Consider the following 14,765-nt stretch of genomic DNA (forward strand, 5'->3'; position numbering starts at 1 on the left):
TGAGTCGCACAGGAGGGAACGCACGGCAGCCGGGCATGGCGATATGTCCTCACTCAGGGTCCGCGCCCTGGTTCGACGTGACGGCGACGAGAGTCTCCTGGCTTCCGGATCCGCAGTTCCCCCGGCCTTCCAGTCCGCTTGCGTGGACCGTGACTTCCAGTGGTGGGGGACTGCTCCCCGGTGACAGTGGCGGGACCGCGCCGGATTCGCACCGGCTTCCTCTGCTGTCGCCGTAATGGCTCCGGCAGTCCACCACGCTCTGCGAACGCCCGTCAACTTGCCGTTGACCTGCGGCGGTGCAGTGTGCGCAGACGCACATCGGGCCGGGCGCACACGAGGTGCGTCCGGCCCGATGCGGGTGAGCGGGAAGGGGAGGGTGTGGTCTCAGGCGACGATCAGATAGATGCCGTAGGCCACGGCGGCGGCGCACAGCGCGAAGCAGACGTACGCGCCGGTGCGGGCCAGTACGAGCGATCCGCCCGTCGATCCGCCCTGTGCGGCCGGTTCCGGCTGCTTGGAGAGGCCGGCGATGCCGAGGGTGAAGAGGCCCACCAGCGCGACGGTGGCGACGAGCGAGACGCCGAAGACGGTGCCGAGGGCTGCCCAGTCGATGTTCATGGAGATCTGTCCTTACCGGAGGCTCTAGACCGTGGCGGGTCGGGCCGGGTCGGTGACCGGCCCGGCGGGGGCCGGGATGGTGGCCATGAGGTCATGGGGCTGGGCAGCCGCGGTGGGCGGCGGGCTGACGGCCGCGATGGCCGTGGTGACGACACCCGCGGGCTCGGCGTCCGCACCGGCCGGGGCGACGTCGTCGTGTCCGACGGGCTTGCGCCGCGACAGCATCCAGATCGCACCGGAGCCGGCGATCAGCAGCGCCGCTACGACCACGACACCCCAGGTGCCCTGCTTGGTGAGGAACTCAGCGCCCGCACCGACCAGACCGGCGGCCGGCAGGGTCAGACCCCAGGCGACGAACATCCGGGTGGCGGTGGACCAGCGGACCACGCCGCCCTTGCGGCCGAGGCCCGCGCCCATGACGGCGCCGGAGCAGGACTGGGTGGTGGAGAGGGAGAAGCCGAGGTGAGAGGAGGCCAGGATGACCGTGGCCGCACTGGTCTGGGCGGCGAAGCCCTGCGGCGGCTTCAGCTCGGTCAGGCCGCTGCCCATGGTGCGGATGATGCGCCAGCCGCCCAGGTAGGTGCCGAGCGCGATGGCGAGGCCGGCGCACACGATGACCCACACCGGCGGGTTGGAGCCGGGGGCGAGGACGCCGCCGGTGACCAGGGCGAGCGTGATGATGCCCATGGTCTTCTGCGCGTCGTTGGTGCCGTGGGCGAGCGATACGAGCCCGGCCGAGGCGATCTGGCCGGCGCGGTACCCCTTGGCGGTGGCCTTCTCCTGGGCGCCGCCCGTGACCTTTCCGCCGATGCGGTACGTCAGCTTGGTGGCCAGCAGCGCCGCCAGACCGGCGACGACCGGTGCGGCGACCGCGGGGAGCAGCACCTTGGTGACGACGGTGCCGCCGTCGACCGACGACCAGCCGGCGGACATCACCGCGGCGCCGATCAGGCCGCCGAACAGTGCGTGGGACGAGCTGGACGGCAGCCCGACCAGCCAGGTCAGCAGATTCCACAGGATGGCGCCGACGAGCGCCGCGAAGATGACCTCGGTTCTGAGCCCGTCTTCGTTGATGATCCCGCCGGAGATCGTCTTGGCGACCTCCACCGACAGGAACGCGCCTACGAGGTTGAGAACGGCGGACATGGCCACCGCTGTCTTGGGTTTGAGTGCGCCGGTCGAGATGGTCGTGGCCATCGCGTTGGCGGTGTCGTGGAAACCGTTCGTGAAATCGAACACTAGAGCTGTCACGATCACAATCGCGAGCAGCAGCGTGATGTGTTCCATTTACCCAGGCAATCGTTCGACGTCAGTGGCACGTGGACCGTAGGCAACCTGGGTGAACGGAAGATGAACTGAGCAGGGCGTTGCGGTGACCCCATCCGGAGTGCCGCCGCCCTTTTCGTCCGCCGCGCGACGGCGGGATTCCGGCACGGGCCGGTGTGGGCCCGGAATCCGGAGTCCGGACGGGCTGTCGAGGGAGGGGTGGCAGTGGGCCGCTCATCCGTTGAAAGGATCTTCGTATGAGCAACGAGTGGCGGGATTCGATCGAACGGACCTGGGATGCGGTCGTCGCCACCGCCCGCAGGACGGCCTCCGAGGGGCTCGTCGTGGGGACGTCGGGCAACGTCTCGGCGCGCGTCGGCGGGACGGTGCTGGTCACCCCGAGCGGAGTGCCGTACGACCGGCTCCGGCCGGAGGACCTGGTGGGCGTCGATCCGGAGAGGAACCAGATCCTCGGCGAGCTGGCCCCCACCAGCGAACTCCCCCTCCACCTCGCGGTGTACCGGAACACCGACGCGGCTGCCGTCGTGCACACCCACGCGGTGCACGCCACGGCCGTCTCCACGCTCGTCACCGAGGTGCCGTCGGTCCACTACGCCGCCGCGATGCTGGGCGGCCCCGTCCGGGTCGCCGCCTACGCCCGGTACGGCACCGACGAACTGGCCGAGAACATGCTCGCGGCGCTGCGCGACCGCACCGGCTGTCTGCTGGGCAACCACGGCACGGTCACCTACGGCGCCACCCTGGACGAGGCCTACGACCGCACCGCCCAGCTCGAATGGCTGTGCCGCGTCTGGCTCGCCGCCGGCTCCGTACCCGGCCGCACCCCGGCCCTGCTCACCCCGGAGCAGCTGAACGAGGTCAAGGAAGCGCTGAAGGGGTACGGGCAGCAGCCGGGCTGAATCACCTACGGGGTTCCGGACCGGACCGGCCGGGGGAGGCCGGCGCGCACCGGAGGCCCTCGCGCGGCCTGAGGCTCCCCGCGCGCCTGAGGTCCTCGCGGATCGGAGGCCCTCGCGCACCTGGGGTTCCCGCCCGCAGGGCCTCGGCTCCTCGGACGGCTCCCGCCCCCGGACAGCCCCCGCCCCCGGACAGCCCCCGCCCACCGGACGGCCCCCGTCCGCTGGCAGCGTGCGGCATCGCCCCGGACACTGAAGCCGTGCGCCCCGCTACAGCAACGGCAGCTGCCGTCACCACGGTCCTCGGCGTCGGCGCGGCAGCGGTCGCGGCCGGCCGCTACGCCGGCGGCGTCGCCCTCAAGACGCCGTCCGGCCGCCCCCTCCCCGCCGACCGCCGACTCACCGTGCACGCGACCGCGGCCGGTCAGGTCACCCTGACCCGGTCCTTCACGTCGTTGCGCCCCGGTACCTACGGGCTGGTGGGCGACGACGTCCACGCCGTCGTGGGGCCGGTGATCGACGAGGCCCACCAGTCCCCCGACACCGTCGTACGCCGGCTGGAACGCGTGAACCGCGGCATCCTGAGCCCCGGCGCCAGGGTCCGCATCACGCCGGAGGTCCACACCGGCGACCCCGCCACCGCCCTCGGCCTCGACTTCCGCGAGGTGGAGATCCCCGGCGAACTCGGCGGCCTGCCCGCCTGGTTCGTGCCGGGCCCCCGCGACACCTGGGTGATCACCGCGCACGGCCTCGGCACCACCCGGGAACACCCCCTGAACGTGACGGGCTTCCTGCACGGGCAGCAGCTGCCCGTCCTCGACCTCGCCTACCGCGGCGACGCCGGTGCCCCGCGTTCCCCGGACGGACTGGCGCACCTCGGCGAGTCCGAATGGCGCGACCTGGACGCCGCCATCCGCTTCGCCGTGCGCTACGGCGCCGAGAAGGTCGTCCTGCACGGCTGGTCCACCGGCGCCTCGATGGCCCTGCACGCCTGCGCCAACTCCGCGCTGCGGGACCGCATCTGCGGTCTCGTCCTCGACTCACCGGTGCTGGACTGGGCCACCACCCTGCGCGCCCTGGCCGCCGCCCGCGGCGTTCCGGCCGCCCTGCTGCCCCTCGCCGTCCGCGCCGCCCAGGGACAGACCGGGCTGCACGGCGCCCGGCTCCTGGACACCTCGCTCCCGGCGACCCTGCACGTACCGACGCTGATCTTCCACGGGCCCGACGACACCCTGGCTCCCTGGCAGCCGTCCCGGGAGCTCGCCGCGCGCCGGCCCGACCTGGTCGCGCTGCACGCTGTGCCCCAGGCTCCGCATGCGGCGATGTGGAATGCGGATCCGGTCCGCTACGAAGAGACCCTGCGACGCTTCCTCACGCCCCTGATGTGAGCTGATGTGCCGCTTCGGCCGGTTGGTCCCGGCCGGTGCGGTCGCGCCCAGCCACCGGTGATCCGGGTTCCGTTTGGGCTTTCGGGCTGTCAGAGGCAAGACTGCTCCCCGTGACGTCCCGTACCCCGCGCGACTCCAGGCTGCGACTTGTCCGCCCGCGACCCCTCGCCACCGCTCGCAAGGCCGTGACCACCCGGCGCACCAGGCCGGCGCCCCGCCCGCCCGAGGGCACCCCGCCCCGGGCGGAACTGGCCCGACAGGCCAGGACCGCTCTCGCCGACGCCGTACGGATCGCCCGCTGGGCGGCCGACGGTGCGAGCTCCGGCACGCCTCCCCTGGCCGCCCAGGCCCTCGAACGGGCCGCGGCGGCGCTGGAGTTGTCCCCGGCCCAGGTGCGCTCCGGCTGGGACCGGGCCAGGCTCGCCGGACTCGTGGAACTGCACGGCGACACCGCTCGGCCCGGCTGGCGGCTGCGCGCCTGGGACCGCGACGACTCCGCCGTGCTCCGCGGCTGGGTGGCGCTGTTCGACGCCTGGTCGCTCGTCCACCCCGCACCGCAGGACATCGAGTCCACCGCGGTCGCCGAGGCCGTCGAGGCCGTGCCCCAGGTGCTCTCCCTCCTTCAGCTCTCGGCGGGCCCGGTCACCGTGCCCGCACTCCTCGACCTGCTCGGCCAGCGCGTGGCGGAACTGCACGAGGAGCGCTGCGAGGTGCCGTACGGGCCCCAGCCGCTGCCCGCCCCCGCAGCACCGGCGCCCACCGCCCACCCCGCCGCACTGGTCGCCCTCCTGCTGGACTGGGCCCTGGAGGGGCTGGCCGCCGTCGGCGCGCTCACCCTCGGTCCCGGGACCGCCACCCTGACTCCGCTCGGAAACTGGGCGGTCTGGGTCAAGCTGGAACAGATCTGCGTCGCCGCCCAGAGCCCCGCCGGGAACATCGAGCAGTCCGCCGCCGACATGCTGCTCGGGTGCGCCCGGCTCACCCCCGGACCGGCCCGTGCCGAATACCGCGCCTGGCTCGCCGCCCGCCCCGTCGGCAGCGCCGTCGCCGAACTCCTCGGTGTGGCCCGCGGCGAGGACGCCCTGCTGCGCGGACTCGCCTTCGAGGCGCTCCGCGTCGTCGGCGCGCCGGCCGAGCCCGTGGTGCGCTCCGTCGTCACCGACCCGTCACTGCGCCCCTACGCGCTGCTCTGGCTCGCCGAGTACGACGGGGCCGACCCCGAGGACGCCCAGGAGGTCCTCAGCCGCGAAGAGGCCACCTGGCTCTGGGTCGACACGGCGGCGGCCGTCGCCGACCACGGCGAGACGGGACTGCTGGTCCGCCACCTCGACGCGGCCGTGCAGGGCACCGTCCCGGCGCTGCTGGACGAGGTACGGGCCGTCGGCCACCCGCGCACCGTCCAGGTCCTGGTGGCCCTGGCCGCCGCGCACCCCGACCCCGCGCTCGCCAAAGCGGTCCGCAAGGCGGCGTTCCAGGTGCACACCGGCGGGGCCTGAACCGGCACCGCCCGCTGTCCGGCGACCCCTGTCCGGTCCACAGGGGCGCCGGAACCGGCCGCACCGTCGTGCCGGGTGCCGGGTGCCGGCGTGGCATCGCGCCCCGGGGTCGCCCGGGCGCACCGTTGCCGTGCTCGTGCCCGTGACCGCCCAGCCCGCCGTACCCGTCGCTCAGCCCGCCGTGCCCGGGGCGTAGGTCCCGAAGCTCCACACATTGCCCTCCGCGTCGCGCGCCATGTAGTCCCGGGAGCCGTAGTCCTGGTCGGTCGGCGGCATGAGGATCTCCACCCCGTGCTCCACGGCCCGTGCGTGATGGGCGTCGACCTCGTCGACCACCACGTAGACGCCGGCCGGCCCCGCTCCCCGCATCGCCCGGGCGAAGACGCCCTCGCGGCCCTTGGAGCCCAGCATCACCCTGCCGTTCCCGCAGGACAGCTCGGCGTGCATCACCGTGCCGTCCTCGCCCTCGTACACCGCTTCCTCGGTGAAGCCGAGGCCCTGGGTCAGCGTCTTGATCGCGGCCTTCGCGTCGTCGTACAGAATCGTCGGATAGACCGTCGGAACACCCGCCGTTGCGTCTGTCATCGTGCTCAGTCCCTTCTCGCGCCGCACCGGGCCCCGTGCGGCTCATGTGTGATCTGTGTCTCAGTCTTCCACCGGGTGCGGGCGACGCCCTGCGCAACGCCGGGCACGGGCCGCTCGCACAGGTCAGCGGAAGGTGTCGCAGGCGGCCATGTCGCCGGTGCGGAAGCCGGTGGTGAACCACTGCTGGCGCTGCGCGGCCGAGCCGTGCGTCCAGGACTCGGGGGTGACCCGGCCCTGGAACTTCTCCTGGATCCGGTCGTCCCCGACCGAGGCGGCCGCGTCCAGCCCGTCCCGGATGTCCGCCCGGGTGAGCTCGGTGATCAGCGGCCGGCCGGTCGACTCGTCGGGCGTCGTCGTCGCGTGGTTCGCCCAGACCCCGGCGTAGCAGTCCGCCTGCAGCTCCACCTTCACCGCGTTGCTGTTCTCGCCGGTCCGTCCGTCCTGCGCGCGGGCCAGCGTTCCCATCTGGTTCTGCACGTGGTGTCCGTACTCGTGCGCGACGACGTACGCCTCGGCGAACGGGCCGCCGCTCGACCCGAACTTGGTCCGCAGTTCGTCGAAGAAGCCCAGGTCCAGATAGACCTGCCGGTCGCCGGGGCAGTAGAACGGCCCCACGGCCGAGGTCGCCGATCCGCAGGCCGTGCCGACCCGGTCGGTGAACAGGACGGTGCGTGCGCCCCCGTACGTGGCGTCGCGCCGCTGGAACTCCTGGCGCCAGTAGTCCTGCACGCTGTTGACCACCGCGACGATCCGGCAGTCGTCCTTGGTGTTGGCGTCCCGGCCGGTCCGGCAGTTCTGCTCGACCTGCGCCGCCGAGGAGGCGGTCGCGGTCGTGCCCGAGTCGCCGGAGGAGAGCCCGAGCTGATCGGGGCCGACCCCGAAGAGCAGCCCCAGGATCAGCGCGATGACGCCCGCGATCCCGCCGCCCACGGTGGCCCTGCCGCCCGGGATGCGGCTGCCGCGCGTGTCCCGGACCTCGGACGTGTCCAGATCGGCGTCATCGTCGAACTGCATGGCACCACCCTCTGCTCCGCTCGCGGCTGCCGCACAGCCATGCGCCGAGTATCAGATAATTCACACCGCAATGCCCGTTTTTGGTCACGTGGGGGAGTGGGCCGGGCGCGCTGGGCGAGCTTTCGGCAACTGCGCCGGGAGCAGGCGGAAAAGTGGTTGGACACCGCCAGTAGACTGGTTCTCATGGCAATTCTCCTTGTGCGTGTGCGTGAGTAACGGCGTCGAGTCGTGAATCGCTAGTCGTTCCTCCGCCGTCCATACCGCTCTGGAGTTTTTCCCCGTGATCACCGCTTCCGGCATCGAGCTGCGCGCCGGCGCCCGCATGCTCATCGAATCCGCCTCCTTCCGCATCGCCAAGGGCGACCGCATCGGCCTCGTCGGCCGCAACGGGGCGGGCAAGACGACCCTCACCAAGTGCCTCGCGGGCGAGGGCACCCCCGCCGCCGGCACGATCACCCGCTCCGGCGAAGTCGGCTATCTCCCGCAGGACCCGCGCACCGGCGACCTCGACGTGCTCGCCCGGGACCGCATCCTGTCCGCCCGCGGCCTCGACGAGATCCTGCGCAAGATGCGGGAGAACGAGGAGCGGATGGCGAACGGCAAGGGCGCCACCCGCGAGAAGGCGATGAAGAAGTACGAGCGCCTGGAGACGGAGTTCCTCACCAAGGGCGGCTACGCGGCCGAGGCCGAGGCGGCCACCATCGCCGCGGCCCTCAGCCTCCCCGACCGGGTGCTCGCCCAGCCGCTCCACACGCTCTCCGGCGGTCAGCGACGCCGTGTCGAGCTGGCCCGGATCCTCTTCTCGGACGCAGACACCCTGCTCCTCGACGAGCCCACCAACCACCTCGACGCGGACTCGATCGTCTGGCTGCGCGACTACCTCAAGAGCTACCGCGGCGGTTTCATCGTGATCTCCCACGATGTCGAGCTGGTCGAGACCGTCGTCAACAAGGTCTTCTACCTCGACGCCAACCGTTCGCAGATCGACGTCTACAACATGGGCTGGAAGCTCTACCAGCAGCAGCGCGAGGCCGACGAGAAGCGCCGCAAGCGCGAGCGGCAGAACGCCGAGAAGAAGGCCGCGACGCTCAACGCCCAGGCCGACAAGATGCGCGCCAAGGCCACCAAGACCGTGGCCGCGCAGAACATGGCCAAGCGCGCCGACCGGCTGCTCTCCGGGCTGGAGGCCGTGCGGGTCTCCGACAAGGTCGCCAAGCTGCGCTTCCCGGACCCCTCGCCGTGCGGCAAGACGCCGCTGATGGCCGAGGGCCTCTCCAAGTCGTACGGGTCGCTGGAGATCTTCACCGATGTCGACCTGGCCATCGACAAGGGCTCCCGGGTCGTCATCCTCGGCCTCAACGGTGCGGGCAAGACCACACTGCTGCGTCTCCTCGGCGGCGCGGAGAAGCCCGACACCGGCGACGTCATCGAGGGCCACGGGCTCAAGCTCGGCTACTACGCCCAGGAGCACGAGACCCTCGACCCGAACCGCACCGTCCTGGAGAACATGCGCTCCGCCGCGCCCGACCTCGACCTGGTCGCGGTCCGTAAGACGCTCGGTTCGTTCCTCTTCTCCGGGGACGACGTGGACAAGCCCGCCGGTGTGCTCTCCGGTGGCGAGAAGACCCGGCTCGCCCTGGCGACGCTGGTCGTCTCCTCGGCCAACGTGCTCCTGCTCGACGAGCCCACCAACAACCTCGACCCGGCCAGCCGCGAGGAGATCCTCGGCGCGCTGCGTACGTACAAGGGCGCGGTCGTCCTCGTCACGCACGACGAGGGCGCGGTCGAGGCGCTCCAGCCCGAGCGGATCATCCTGCTGCCGGACGGCGTCGAGGACCTGTGGGGTGCGGACTACCGGGACCTGGTCTCGCTGGCCTGACCCGGTCCGGTGCGTGCCGGGCTCGTGCCCGGCCGTCGGCCGTGCGCGGCGAGCGCATTCCGGCCGTCGCGGCCCGCTGATCCACTCGCACTGGATCATTCGGCCTACGCGTGATCCATCATCTGTGTGAGGGCGTCTCGTACCTCGGCGCGGCACCCGGCAGATACCTGCCGGGTGCACGCATGAGGGGCCCCGATTCCCGTGCGGCCCTGACCTGGCCGTTCCTCCGGCGTTGCTCCCCCGCTGCCCCGGCGACCCTGCGGAATGTCTGATTCCGATCGTGTCGTCGCCTGCACGGGGCGTCGATCCGCTTGCACGGACCTTGCCGAATGGGTGGCCAGGACGGCCCCGAGGGGTGATCATGAGAGTCCAGAGCGCACTTCCCACGAGGAGGCACGGGTGGCCGAGACTCTGAAGAAGGGCAGCCGGGTGACCGGCGCCGCGCGCGACAAGCTCGCGGCAGACCTGAAGAAGAAGTACGACTCCGGTGCGAGCATCCGGGCGTTGGCCGAGGAAACAGGCCGCTCCTATGGATTCGTCCACCGGATGCTCAGTGAGTCCGGAGTGACGCTGCGGGGACGCGGCGGCGCGACACGAGGCAAGAAGGCCGCTGCGGCCTGACGGCCGTCCGCGGACCGGGGCGGCTCGCACCATACGAGCCCGTCCCGGAGTTCACCGGTTCGGCGGTGGTCACCCGGTCGATCGTGCGGTCGATCGGGTGGTTACTGTTCAGTCACTTAGCTTCATGTGCTGACTGCACCCGATCCGGAGGCGCTCCATGACCTCGCTCGACACTGTGCTCGACAAGGACGGCGTACGACTCACCGTCGACGACGCGGTTGCCACGGTGACCCTCACCAATCCGGCCAAGCGCAACGCTCAGTCCCCCGCTCTGTGGCGGGCGTTGACCGAGGCCGGACGGGCTCTGCCCGGCAGTGTGCGGGTCGTCGTGCTGCGCGGCGAAGGTGTGTCCTTCTCCGCCGGTCTCGACCGTCAGGCGTTCACCCCCGAGGGCTTCGACGGTGAGCCGTCGTTCCTCGACATGGGGCGTGGCCCGGAGGCCGAGCTCGACGCGGTCATCGCCGAGTACCAGGAGGCGTTCACCTGGTGGCGTCGCAACGACATCGTGTCGATCGCGGCCGTCCAGGGACACGCCATCGGCGCCGGCTTCCAGCTCGCCCTCGCCTGTGATCTGCGGATCGTCGCCGAGGACGTGCAGTTCGCCATGCGCGAGACCAGCCTCGGGCTGGTCCCCGACCTCACCGGCACGCACCCCCTGGTGCACCTGGTGGGGTACGCACGCGCGCTCGAAATCTGCGCCACCGGCCGCTTCGTGCACGCCGACGAGGCCGAGCGCACCGGCCTGGCCAACCTCGTGGTGCCCGCAGCGGAGCTCGAAGGAGCCGCCCGTGATCTGGCCGGCGCCCTGATCGCGGCCCCGCGCGACGCCGTCATCGAGACCAAGGCCCTGCTGAGCGGCGCCGTCTCCCGTACGTACGAGGAGCAGCGCGCCGCCGAGCGCGCCGCGCAGGGCCGTCGGCTGCGTGACCTCTCGGGCACGGCCGACTGACACACCCCGCAACCGACGCGGCACCGGGCCCCGGGCACACCGCCCGGGGCCCGTGCCGTGTCAGCCGGCCGGGGGGACCGGGATCCGTGGCTCCGGTTCCGCGGTCACCGCGGTGACCAGCACCGCGACCGGGGGATGTCCGTCCACCGCGTCCGTCACCGCCGCCCGCACCGCGAGGGCCACGTCCAGCGCCCGGTGGCTTCCGTCCGTCGCCAGTTCGACCCGTACATGGTCCGCACCCGTGTGCACGGGTGCGCCCAGCACCCGCGTCAGCGCCGCGACCCCCGTCACTCCAGCGGCGGCACGGCCTGCCGCACCCTCGGGCTCCGCCGGGCGCACCTCCACCGGGGGCGGCTCGGCCCGTTCCGGCTCGGCGTCCAGCAACTCCGCCACCCGGACGTCCACCTCGTCGACCGTCAGCCCGAGCCGCCGCGCGGCAGCCGTCAACAGGGCCGAGCGCAGCGCCGCGGCAGCGGCCGGAAGCGGCTGGTGCGCCGTCGCGGCCACGGTGGCCTCGATACGCAGCGGCCCCGCAGGCAGGGCGCTCGGCGGCGGCGGCACCTGCGGGGCGGGAGCCGCGTCGGCATCGGCCGCGGCGATCCGCAGCTCCAGCACGACCGGCCCCGGACCGCCCACCGCCCGGCGCAGCACGCCGACCGCGGCCCGTTCCGAGATCCAGGCCCCGTCGGCCGGGCCGCCCAGCGGGAGCAGCCGGCCCAGGCCGAGCCGCTGCCGGACCGCGGCCGTCCATCCTTGGGCCCTGTGCGAGCCGTCAGCCGTCGTCATTGCTCCACCCTGCCGCATCCACGGCGCGAGACCGGGCAAGCGCACTTAATGTGGGCAAGGAAGTCCAATCTGCCCCGAAGGGAAGAACGGCGATGACCGAGACCCCACAGCGGAACCGGCCCGAGAACCCCGACAAGGACTCGACGGGCGGCGACAGCAGGAGCAATGCGCTGACCAAGCGCGGCGGGGGAGACCCCGCCACCCGCGGCCGCACGACGATCGCCGACGGTGTGGTCGAGAAGATCGCCGGAATGGCGGCGCGCGACGTGGTCGGCGTGCACGCGATGGGCAGCGGACTCTCGCGGACCTTCGGCGCGGTGCGCGACCGCGTCCCCGGCGGTTCCAAGTCGGTGACGCGCGGTGTGAAGGCCGAGGTCGGCGAGTCCCAGACGGCCCTCGACCTGGAGATCGTCGTCGACTACGGCGTGTCGATCAGCGAGGTCGCCCGCGATGTGAGGGAGAACGTCGTCGCGGCGGTCGAGCGGATGACGGGCCTCGAAGTCATCGAGGTCAACATCGCGGTGAGCGATGTGAAGCTGCCCGACGAGGACGACGACGAGGACCAGTCCGAGCCACGTGTCCAGTAGTCCTCCGTCAAAGGCAGTTGAGGAGCGCAGATGAGCATGGCTGTGGTCGGCATGGTGGCCGGCATGGCGCTCGGGTTCGCCGGGTACTTCGGCGGGTTCGGTGCCTTCCTGCTGGTGGCCGCCCTGGGGGCGATCGGGTTCATCGCCGGTCGCTTCCTCGACGGTGACCTGGAGCCCGGCGACTTCTTCCGGAGTCGCGATCGCGGCGACCGACGGCGGTGACGGCGTTGTCGGGGGCGGGCGGCCGGGTCGCCGCCGCGGAGCGCGGGGAGACCCGGATCGCCGACCGGGTCGTCGCGAAGATCGCCGCGCAGGCGGCGAAGGAGGCGGTCGACGAGCCCGCGAAGGACGCCGCCTCGCCGCGGGCGACGGTCACGGTGCACCGTGACACCGCCCGCGTACGGGTGAGTCTGGAGCTCGGATATCCCAGCGACATCGGGCGCCAGTGCGGCGCGGTGCGTCGCAGGGTCGCGATGCGGGTAGAGGCGTTGGCGGGGATGGAGGTGCCCGAAGTGGCCGTACAGGTCGAGCGCCTGCACCCCTCAGGAGCGAGCCTCGCGGCGCAGGGGAGGATCCGATGACCGAGCCCCAGAACCCGGAGAGCAGCGCGGAACCCGTGGTGGAACACGGGTCCGTGCTCGAACTGGATCAGTCGGCGTCGTCCGCGGCGTACGACCCGGTCCCGGCCAGGGAACGGAGCGAGGGCGGAGCGGGCCGCTTCTGGTCCGCCCGCCGCATTCCCGCGGGTATCACCGCCCTGGTGGTCCTGGGCGGCGCGGGACTTCTTCTCTACGACGTCGCGGCGGTCCGTGCCGACCACCCGGCGATGCGGTGGCGCCGCTCGCTGGCCGACGAACTGGCCGAGCGCCGGCTGGACGACGTCTGGGTGCTGACGGGCGCCTCGGTGGCGGTGGCGCTGGGACTGTGGCTGATCGTCCTCGCGCTCACGCCCGGACTGCGTGATCTGCTGCCGATGCGCCGCGACCGCCCGGGCGTACGGGCCGCCCTCGACCGGACCGCGGCGGCCATGGTCCTGCGCGACCGGGCCGTGGAGGTGTCCGGTGTGCAGTCGGTCCGGGTCCGGATGGGCCGGAGCAAGGTGGGGGTGCGGGCCGTCTCGCACTTCCGTGAACTCGACGACGTACGCGCCGATCTGGACACCGTGCTCTCCACCGGCATCAAGGAACTCGGGCTGGCCAGGCAGCCGAGCCTGTCCGTCCATGTCCGCCGTCCGGCGAAGAAGGGGTGAGCGGCGTGATCGGGACCGTCAACCGGGTACTGCTCGGCCTCGCCGGACTGGTGCTGGTCTGCGTGGGCGGCGGGGTACTGGCCGCGGCGCTCGGGCTCTCCGTGCCGTCCTGGTGGCCCTGGTACGGCAAGCGCGACGTCCTGCTCAGCGAGGCCGACCGGGACCGCTGGCGCTCCGAGGGATGGTGGTGGCCGGTGGTGATCGCGGTCCTCGCGGTCCTGGTGGTGCTCGCGCTGTGGTGGCTGCTGGCCCAGTTCCGCCGCGCCCGCCTCTCCGAAGTGCTCGTGGACAGTGGCGACGGCGAGGGCGCGCTGCTGCGCGGCCGCGCCCTGGAGGGCGTGCTCGCACAGGAGGCGGGCGCCCTGGACGGGGTGGCCCGCGCCCAGGTCGTGCTGACCGGCCGGCGCAGCACGCCGCAGGCCCGGATCCGGCTGCTGATGGAGCCGCACGCCGCACCCGATGAGGCACTGGGCCGGCTCACCGACGAGGCGCTGGCCCACGCCAGGGACTCGGCGGGGCTGGCGGAGCTGCCGGCTGAGGTGCGGCTGAAGGCGGTCAAGCACCGGGCGGAGCGGGTGAGCTGAGGGGCGGAGGGCGACGCGTCGGGGCCGGACGGCGGGCATCGTCCGGCCCCGACGCGTACCGCGCCGTCAGAAGCCGCGCCGGGCCCCGCCGTCGACCGGCACCATGATGCCCGTCAGGTACGAGGCGGCGGGCGAGAGCAGGAAGGCCGCCGTCCGGCCGAACTCCTGCGGAGTGCCGTACCGGCGCAGCGGGATGGACGCCTCGTTGGCCGTGCGCGAGGCTTCCGCGTTGCCGGACAGCGCGTCCAGTTCACGGACCCGGTCCGTGTCGATCCGGGACGGCAGCACGCCCACCACGCGGATGCCCCGCGGACCGAGCTCGTCGGCCAGCGACTTGGCGAAGCCGGCCAGACCGGGGCGCAGCCCGTTGGAGATGGTCAGTCCGGAGATCGGTTCGTGGACGGAGCCGGAGAGCACGAAGCCGATGACCCCGCCTTCGCGGAGCGCCGCGGCCGCTGTCCGGGCCAGCCGCACCGCGCCCAGGAACACCGATTCGAAGGCCGACTGCCACTGCGCGTCCGTGTTGTCCGCGGCGGAGCCCGGTGCGGGGCCGCCGACGCTGATGAGGATGCCGTCGAGCCGGCCGAACCCCTCCTTCGCGGACTCCACGAGCCGCTGCGCCATGCCCGGGTCGGCGTTGTCGGCGGCCAGCCCGACGGCGTCCGGGCCCAGTTCGTCTGCGGCCTCGCGGACGGTCTTCTCGTCGCGGCCGGTGATGACCACTTTCGCGCCGTCGGCGACCAGGGCGCGTGCCGTGGCGTTGCCCAGCCCCCGGGTCGCTCCGGTGACGATGTACACACGGTCCTTCAGTCCAAGATCCATGGTC

17 protein-coding genes and 1 riboswitch are annotated in these 14,765 nt (G+C 72.6%); of the genes, 11 read left to right on the plus strand and 6 right to left on the minus strand.

The window, feature by feature from the left end; genetic code table 11:
* Positions 1-90 precede the first annotated feature (90 nt).
* Positions 91-223, minus strand: a riboswitch (cobalamin riboswitch).
* 161 nt (positions 224-384) lie between these two features.
* Positions 385-618 carry a hypothetical protein gene (locus ACGFZA_RS38095; RefSeq protein WP_385280763.1) on the minus strand — a complete coding sequence of 78 codons (234 nt, stop codon included), beginning with the start codon at positions 616-618 and terminating at the stop codon, positions 385-387.
* A gap of 24 nt (positions 619-642) precedes the next feature.
* On the minus strand, positions 643-1,905 hold the full coding sequence (locus ACGFZA_RS38100) for an anion permease (protein ID WP_385280760.1): 1,263 nt from the start codon (positions 1,903-1,905) through the stop codon (positions 643-645).
* Positions 1,906-2,141: 236 nt separating this feature from the next.
* Between ACGFZA_RS38100 and ACGFZA_RS38105 the strand changes: the two genes are divergently transcribed.
* The 3 genes from ACGFZA_RS38105 (at position 2,142) to ACGFZA_RS38115 (ending at position 5,685) form a co-directional block, all read left to right on the plus strand.
* On the plus strand, positions 2,142-2,804 hold the full coding sequence (locus ACGFZA_RS38105) for a class II aldolase/adducin family protein (RefSeq protein ID WP_393685281.1): 663 nt from the start codon (positions 2,142-2,144) through the stop codon (positions 2,802-2,804).
* A 257-nt stretch (positions 2,805-3,061) separates the two neighbouring features.
* Positions 3,062-4,189 carry an alpha/beta hydrolase gene (locus ACGFZA_RS38110; RefSeq protein ID WP_385280754.1) on the plus strand — a complete coding sequence of 376 codons (1,128 nt, stop codon included), beginning with the start codon at positions 3,062-3,064 and terminating at the stop codon, positions 4,187-4,189.
* 185 nt (positions 4,190-4,374) lie between these two features.
* Positions 4,375-5,685, plus strand: coding sequence for a hypothetical protein (locus tag ACGFZA_RS38115; protein ID WP_385280926.1), 1,311 nt, complete (start codon positions 4,375-4,377; stop codon positions 5,683-5,685).
* Positions 5,686-5,856: 171 nt separating this feature from the next.
* Here the strand turns inward: ACGFZA_RS38115 and ACGFZA_RS38120 are convergent, their stop codons facing one another.
* Positions 5,857-6,270 carry a VOC family protein gene (locus tag ACGFZA_RS38120; RefSeq protein ID WP_393685283.1) on the minus strand — a complete coding sequence of 138 codons (414 nt, stop codon included), beginning with the start codon at positions 6,268-6,270 and terminating at the stop codon, positions 5,857-5,859.
* Between the two features lie 123 nt (positions 6,271-6,393).
* Positions 6,394-7,284 carry a neutral zinc metallopeptidase gene (locus tag ACGFZA_RS38125; RefSeq protein ID WP_393685285.1) on the minus strand — a complete coding sequence of 297 codons (891 nt, stop codon included), beginning with the start codon at positions 7,282-7,284 and terminating at the stop codon, positions 6,394-6,396.
* Positions 7,285-7,564: 280 nt separating this feature from the next.
* On the opposite strand from ACGFZA_RS38125, the gene ACGFZA_RS38130 reads away from it, so the two are divergent.
* The 3 genes from ACGFZA_RS38130 to ACGFZA_RS38140 all read left to right on the plus strand — a co-directional run bounded on the left by ACGFZA_RS38130 (position 7,565) and on the right by ACGFZA_RS38140 (position 10,733).
* Positions 7,565-9,163, plus strand: coding sequence for an ABC-F family ATP-binding cassette domain-containing protein (locus tag ACGFZA_RS38130; protein ID WP_385280745.1), 1,599 nt, complete (start codon positions 7,565-7,567; stop codon positions 9,161-9,163).
* 399 nt (positions 9,164-9,562) lie between these two features.
* Positions 9,563-9,784 (plus strand): helix-turn-helix domain-containing protein, encoded by a 222-nt coding sequence (locus ACGFZA_RS38135; RefSeq protein WP_007263382.1) that lies wholly within the window; start codon positions 9,563-9,565, stop codon positions 9,782-9,784.
* A gap of 157 nt (positions 9,785-9,941) precedes the next feature.
* Complete coding sequence (locus ACGFZA_RS38140) at positions 9,942-10,733, plus strand: enoyl-CoA hydratase/isomerase family protein (RefSeq protein WP_385280742.1); 792 nt, start codon at positions 9,942-9,944, stop codon at positions 10,731-10,733.
* 60 nt (positions 10,734-10,793) lie between these two features.
* On the opposite strand, the gene ACGFZA_RS38145 is transcribed toward ACGFZA_RS38140, so the two are convergent.
* Positions 10,794-11,519 carry a hypothetical protein gene (locus tag ACGFZA_RS38145; protein WP_393685288.1) on the minus strand — a complete coding sequence of 242 codons (726 nt, stop codon included), beginning with the start codon at positions 11,517-11,519 and terminating at the stop codon, positions 10,794-10,796.
* A gap of 92 nt (positions 11,520-11,611) precedes the next feature.
* Between ACGFZA_RS38145 and ACGFZA_RS38150 the strand changes: the two genes are divergently transcribed.
* The 5 genes from ACGFZA_RS38150 to amaP are packed head-to-tail and all read left to right on the plus strand — an operon-like array spanning position 11,612 to position 13,939.
* Positions 11,612-12,106 carry an Asp23/Gls24 family envelope stress response protein gene (locus ACGFZA_RS38150; RefSeq protein WP_385280737.1) on the plus strand — a complete coding sequence of 165 codons (495 nt, stop codon included), beginning with the start codon at positions 11,612-11,614 and terminating at the stop codon, positions 12,104-12,106.
* A gap of 30 nt (positions 12,107-12,136) precedes the next feature.
* On the plus strand, positions 12,137-12,328 hold the full coding sequence (locus ACGFZA_RS38155; RefSeq protein WP_136330255.1) for a hypothetical protein: 192 nt from the start codon (positions 12,137-12,139) through the stop codon (positions 12,326-12,328).
* On the plus strand, positions 12,325-12,687 hold the full coding sequence (locus ACGFZA_RS38160) for an Asp23/Gls24 family envelope stress response protein (RefSeq protein WP_385280735.1): 363 nt from the start codon (positions 12,325-12,327) through the stop codon (positions 12,685-12,687). Before ACGFZA_RS38155 ends, ACGFZA_RS38160 begins: the two co-directional genes overlap by 4 nt.
* Positions 12,684-13,355 (plus strand): DUF6286 domain-containing protein, encoded by a 672-nt coding sequence (locus ACGFZA_RS38165; protein WP_385280732.1) that lies wholly within the window; start codon positions 12,684-12,686, stop codon positions 13,353-13,355. The genes ACGFZA_RS38160 and ACGFZA_RS38165 overlap by 4 nt, the downstream gene beginning before the upstream one ends.
* Positions 13,352-13,939: an alkaline shock response membrane anchor protein AmaP gene (amaP, locus tag ACGFZA_RS38170; RefSeq protein WP_393685292.1), complete on the plus strand. Its 588-nt coding sequence runs from the start codon at positions 13,352-13,354 to the stop codon at positions 13,937-13,939. The genes ACGFZA_RS38165 and amaP overlap by 4 nt, the downstream gene beginning before the upstream one ends.
* A gap of 66 nt (positions 13,940-14,005) precedes the next feature.
* Here amaP and ACGFZA_RS38175 read toward each other — a convergent pair whose 3' ends face one another.
* Positions 14,006-14,761, minus strand: a complete 756-nt coding sequence (locus tag ACGFZA_RS38175; protein ID WP_393685294.1) for an SDR family oxidoreductase — start codon at positions 14,759-14,761, stop codon at positions 14,006-14,008.
* Positions 14,762-14,765: the final 4 nt, after the last annotated feature.

Source organism: Streptomyces sp. NPDC048211 (assembly GCF_043202315.1).
GTDB lineage: Bacteria > Actinomycetota > Actinomycetes > Streptomycetales > Streptomycetaceae > Streptomyces.

Coding starts and splice junctions, on each gene's coding strand:
- ACGFZA_RS38155 (WP_136330255.1), top strand. CDS start 12,137: ATGAGCATGGCTGTGGTCGGCATGGTGGCCGGCATGGCGCTCGGGTTC.
- ACGFZA_RS38150 (WP_385280737.1), top strand. CDS start 11,612: ATGACCGAGACCCCACAGCGGAACCGGCCCGAGAACCCCGACAAGGAC.
- ACGFZA_RS38165 (WP_385280732.1), top strand. CDS start 12,684: ATGACCGAGCCCCAGAACCCGGAGAGCAGCGCGGAACCCGTGGTGGAA.
- ACGFZA_RS38125 (WP_393685285.1), bottom strand. CDS start 7,284: ATGCAGTTCGACGATGACGCCGATCTGGACACGTCCGAGGTCCGGGAC.
- ACGFZA_RS38100 (WP_385280760.1), bottom strand. CDS start 1,905: ATGGAACACATCACGCTGCTGCTCGCGATTGTGATCGTGACAGCTCTA.
- ACGFZA_RS38095 (WP_385280763.1), bottom strand. CDS start 618: ATGAACATCGACTGGGCAGCCCTCGGCACCGTCTTCGGCGTCTCGCTC.
- ACGFZA_RS38120 (WP_393685283.1), bottom strand. CDS start 6,270: ATGACAGACGCAACGGCGGGTGTTCCGACGGTCTATCCGACGATTCTG.
- ACGFZA_RS38140 (WP_385280742.1), top strand. CDS start 9,942: ATGACCTCGCTCGACACTGTGCTCGACAAGGACGGCGTACGACTCACC.
- ACGFZA_RS38175 (WP_393685294.1), bottom strand. CDS start 14,761: ATGGATCTTGGACTGAAGGACCGTGTGTACATCGTCACCGGAGCGACC.
- ACGFZA_RS38105 (WP_393685281.1), top strand. CDS start 2,142: ATGAGCAACGAGTGGCGGGATTCGATCGAACGGACCTGGGATGCGGTC.
- ACGFZA_RS38145 (WP_393685288.1), bottom strand. CDS start 11,519: ATGACGACGGCTGACGGCTCGCACAGGGCCCAAGGATGGACGGCCGCG.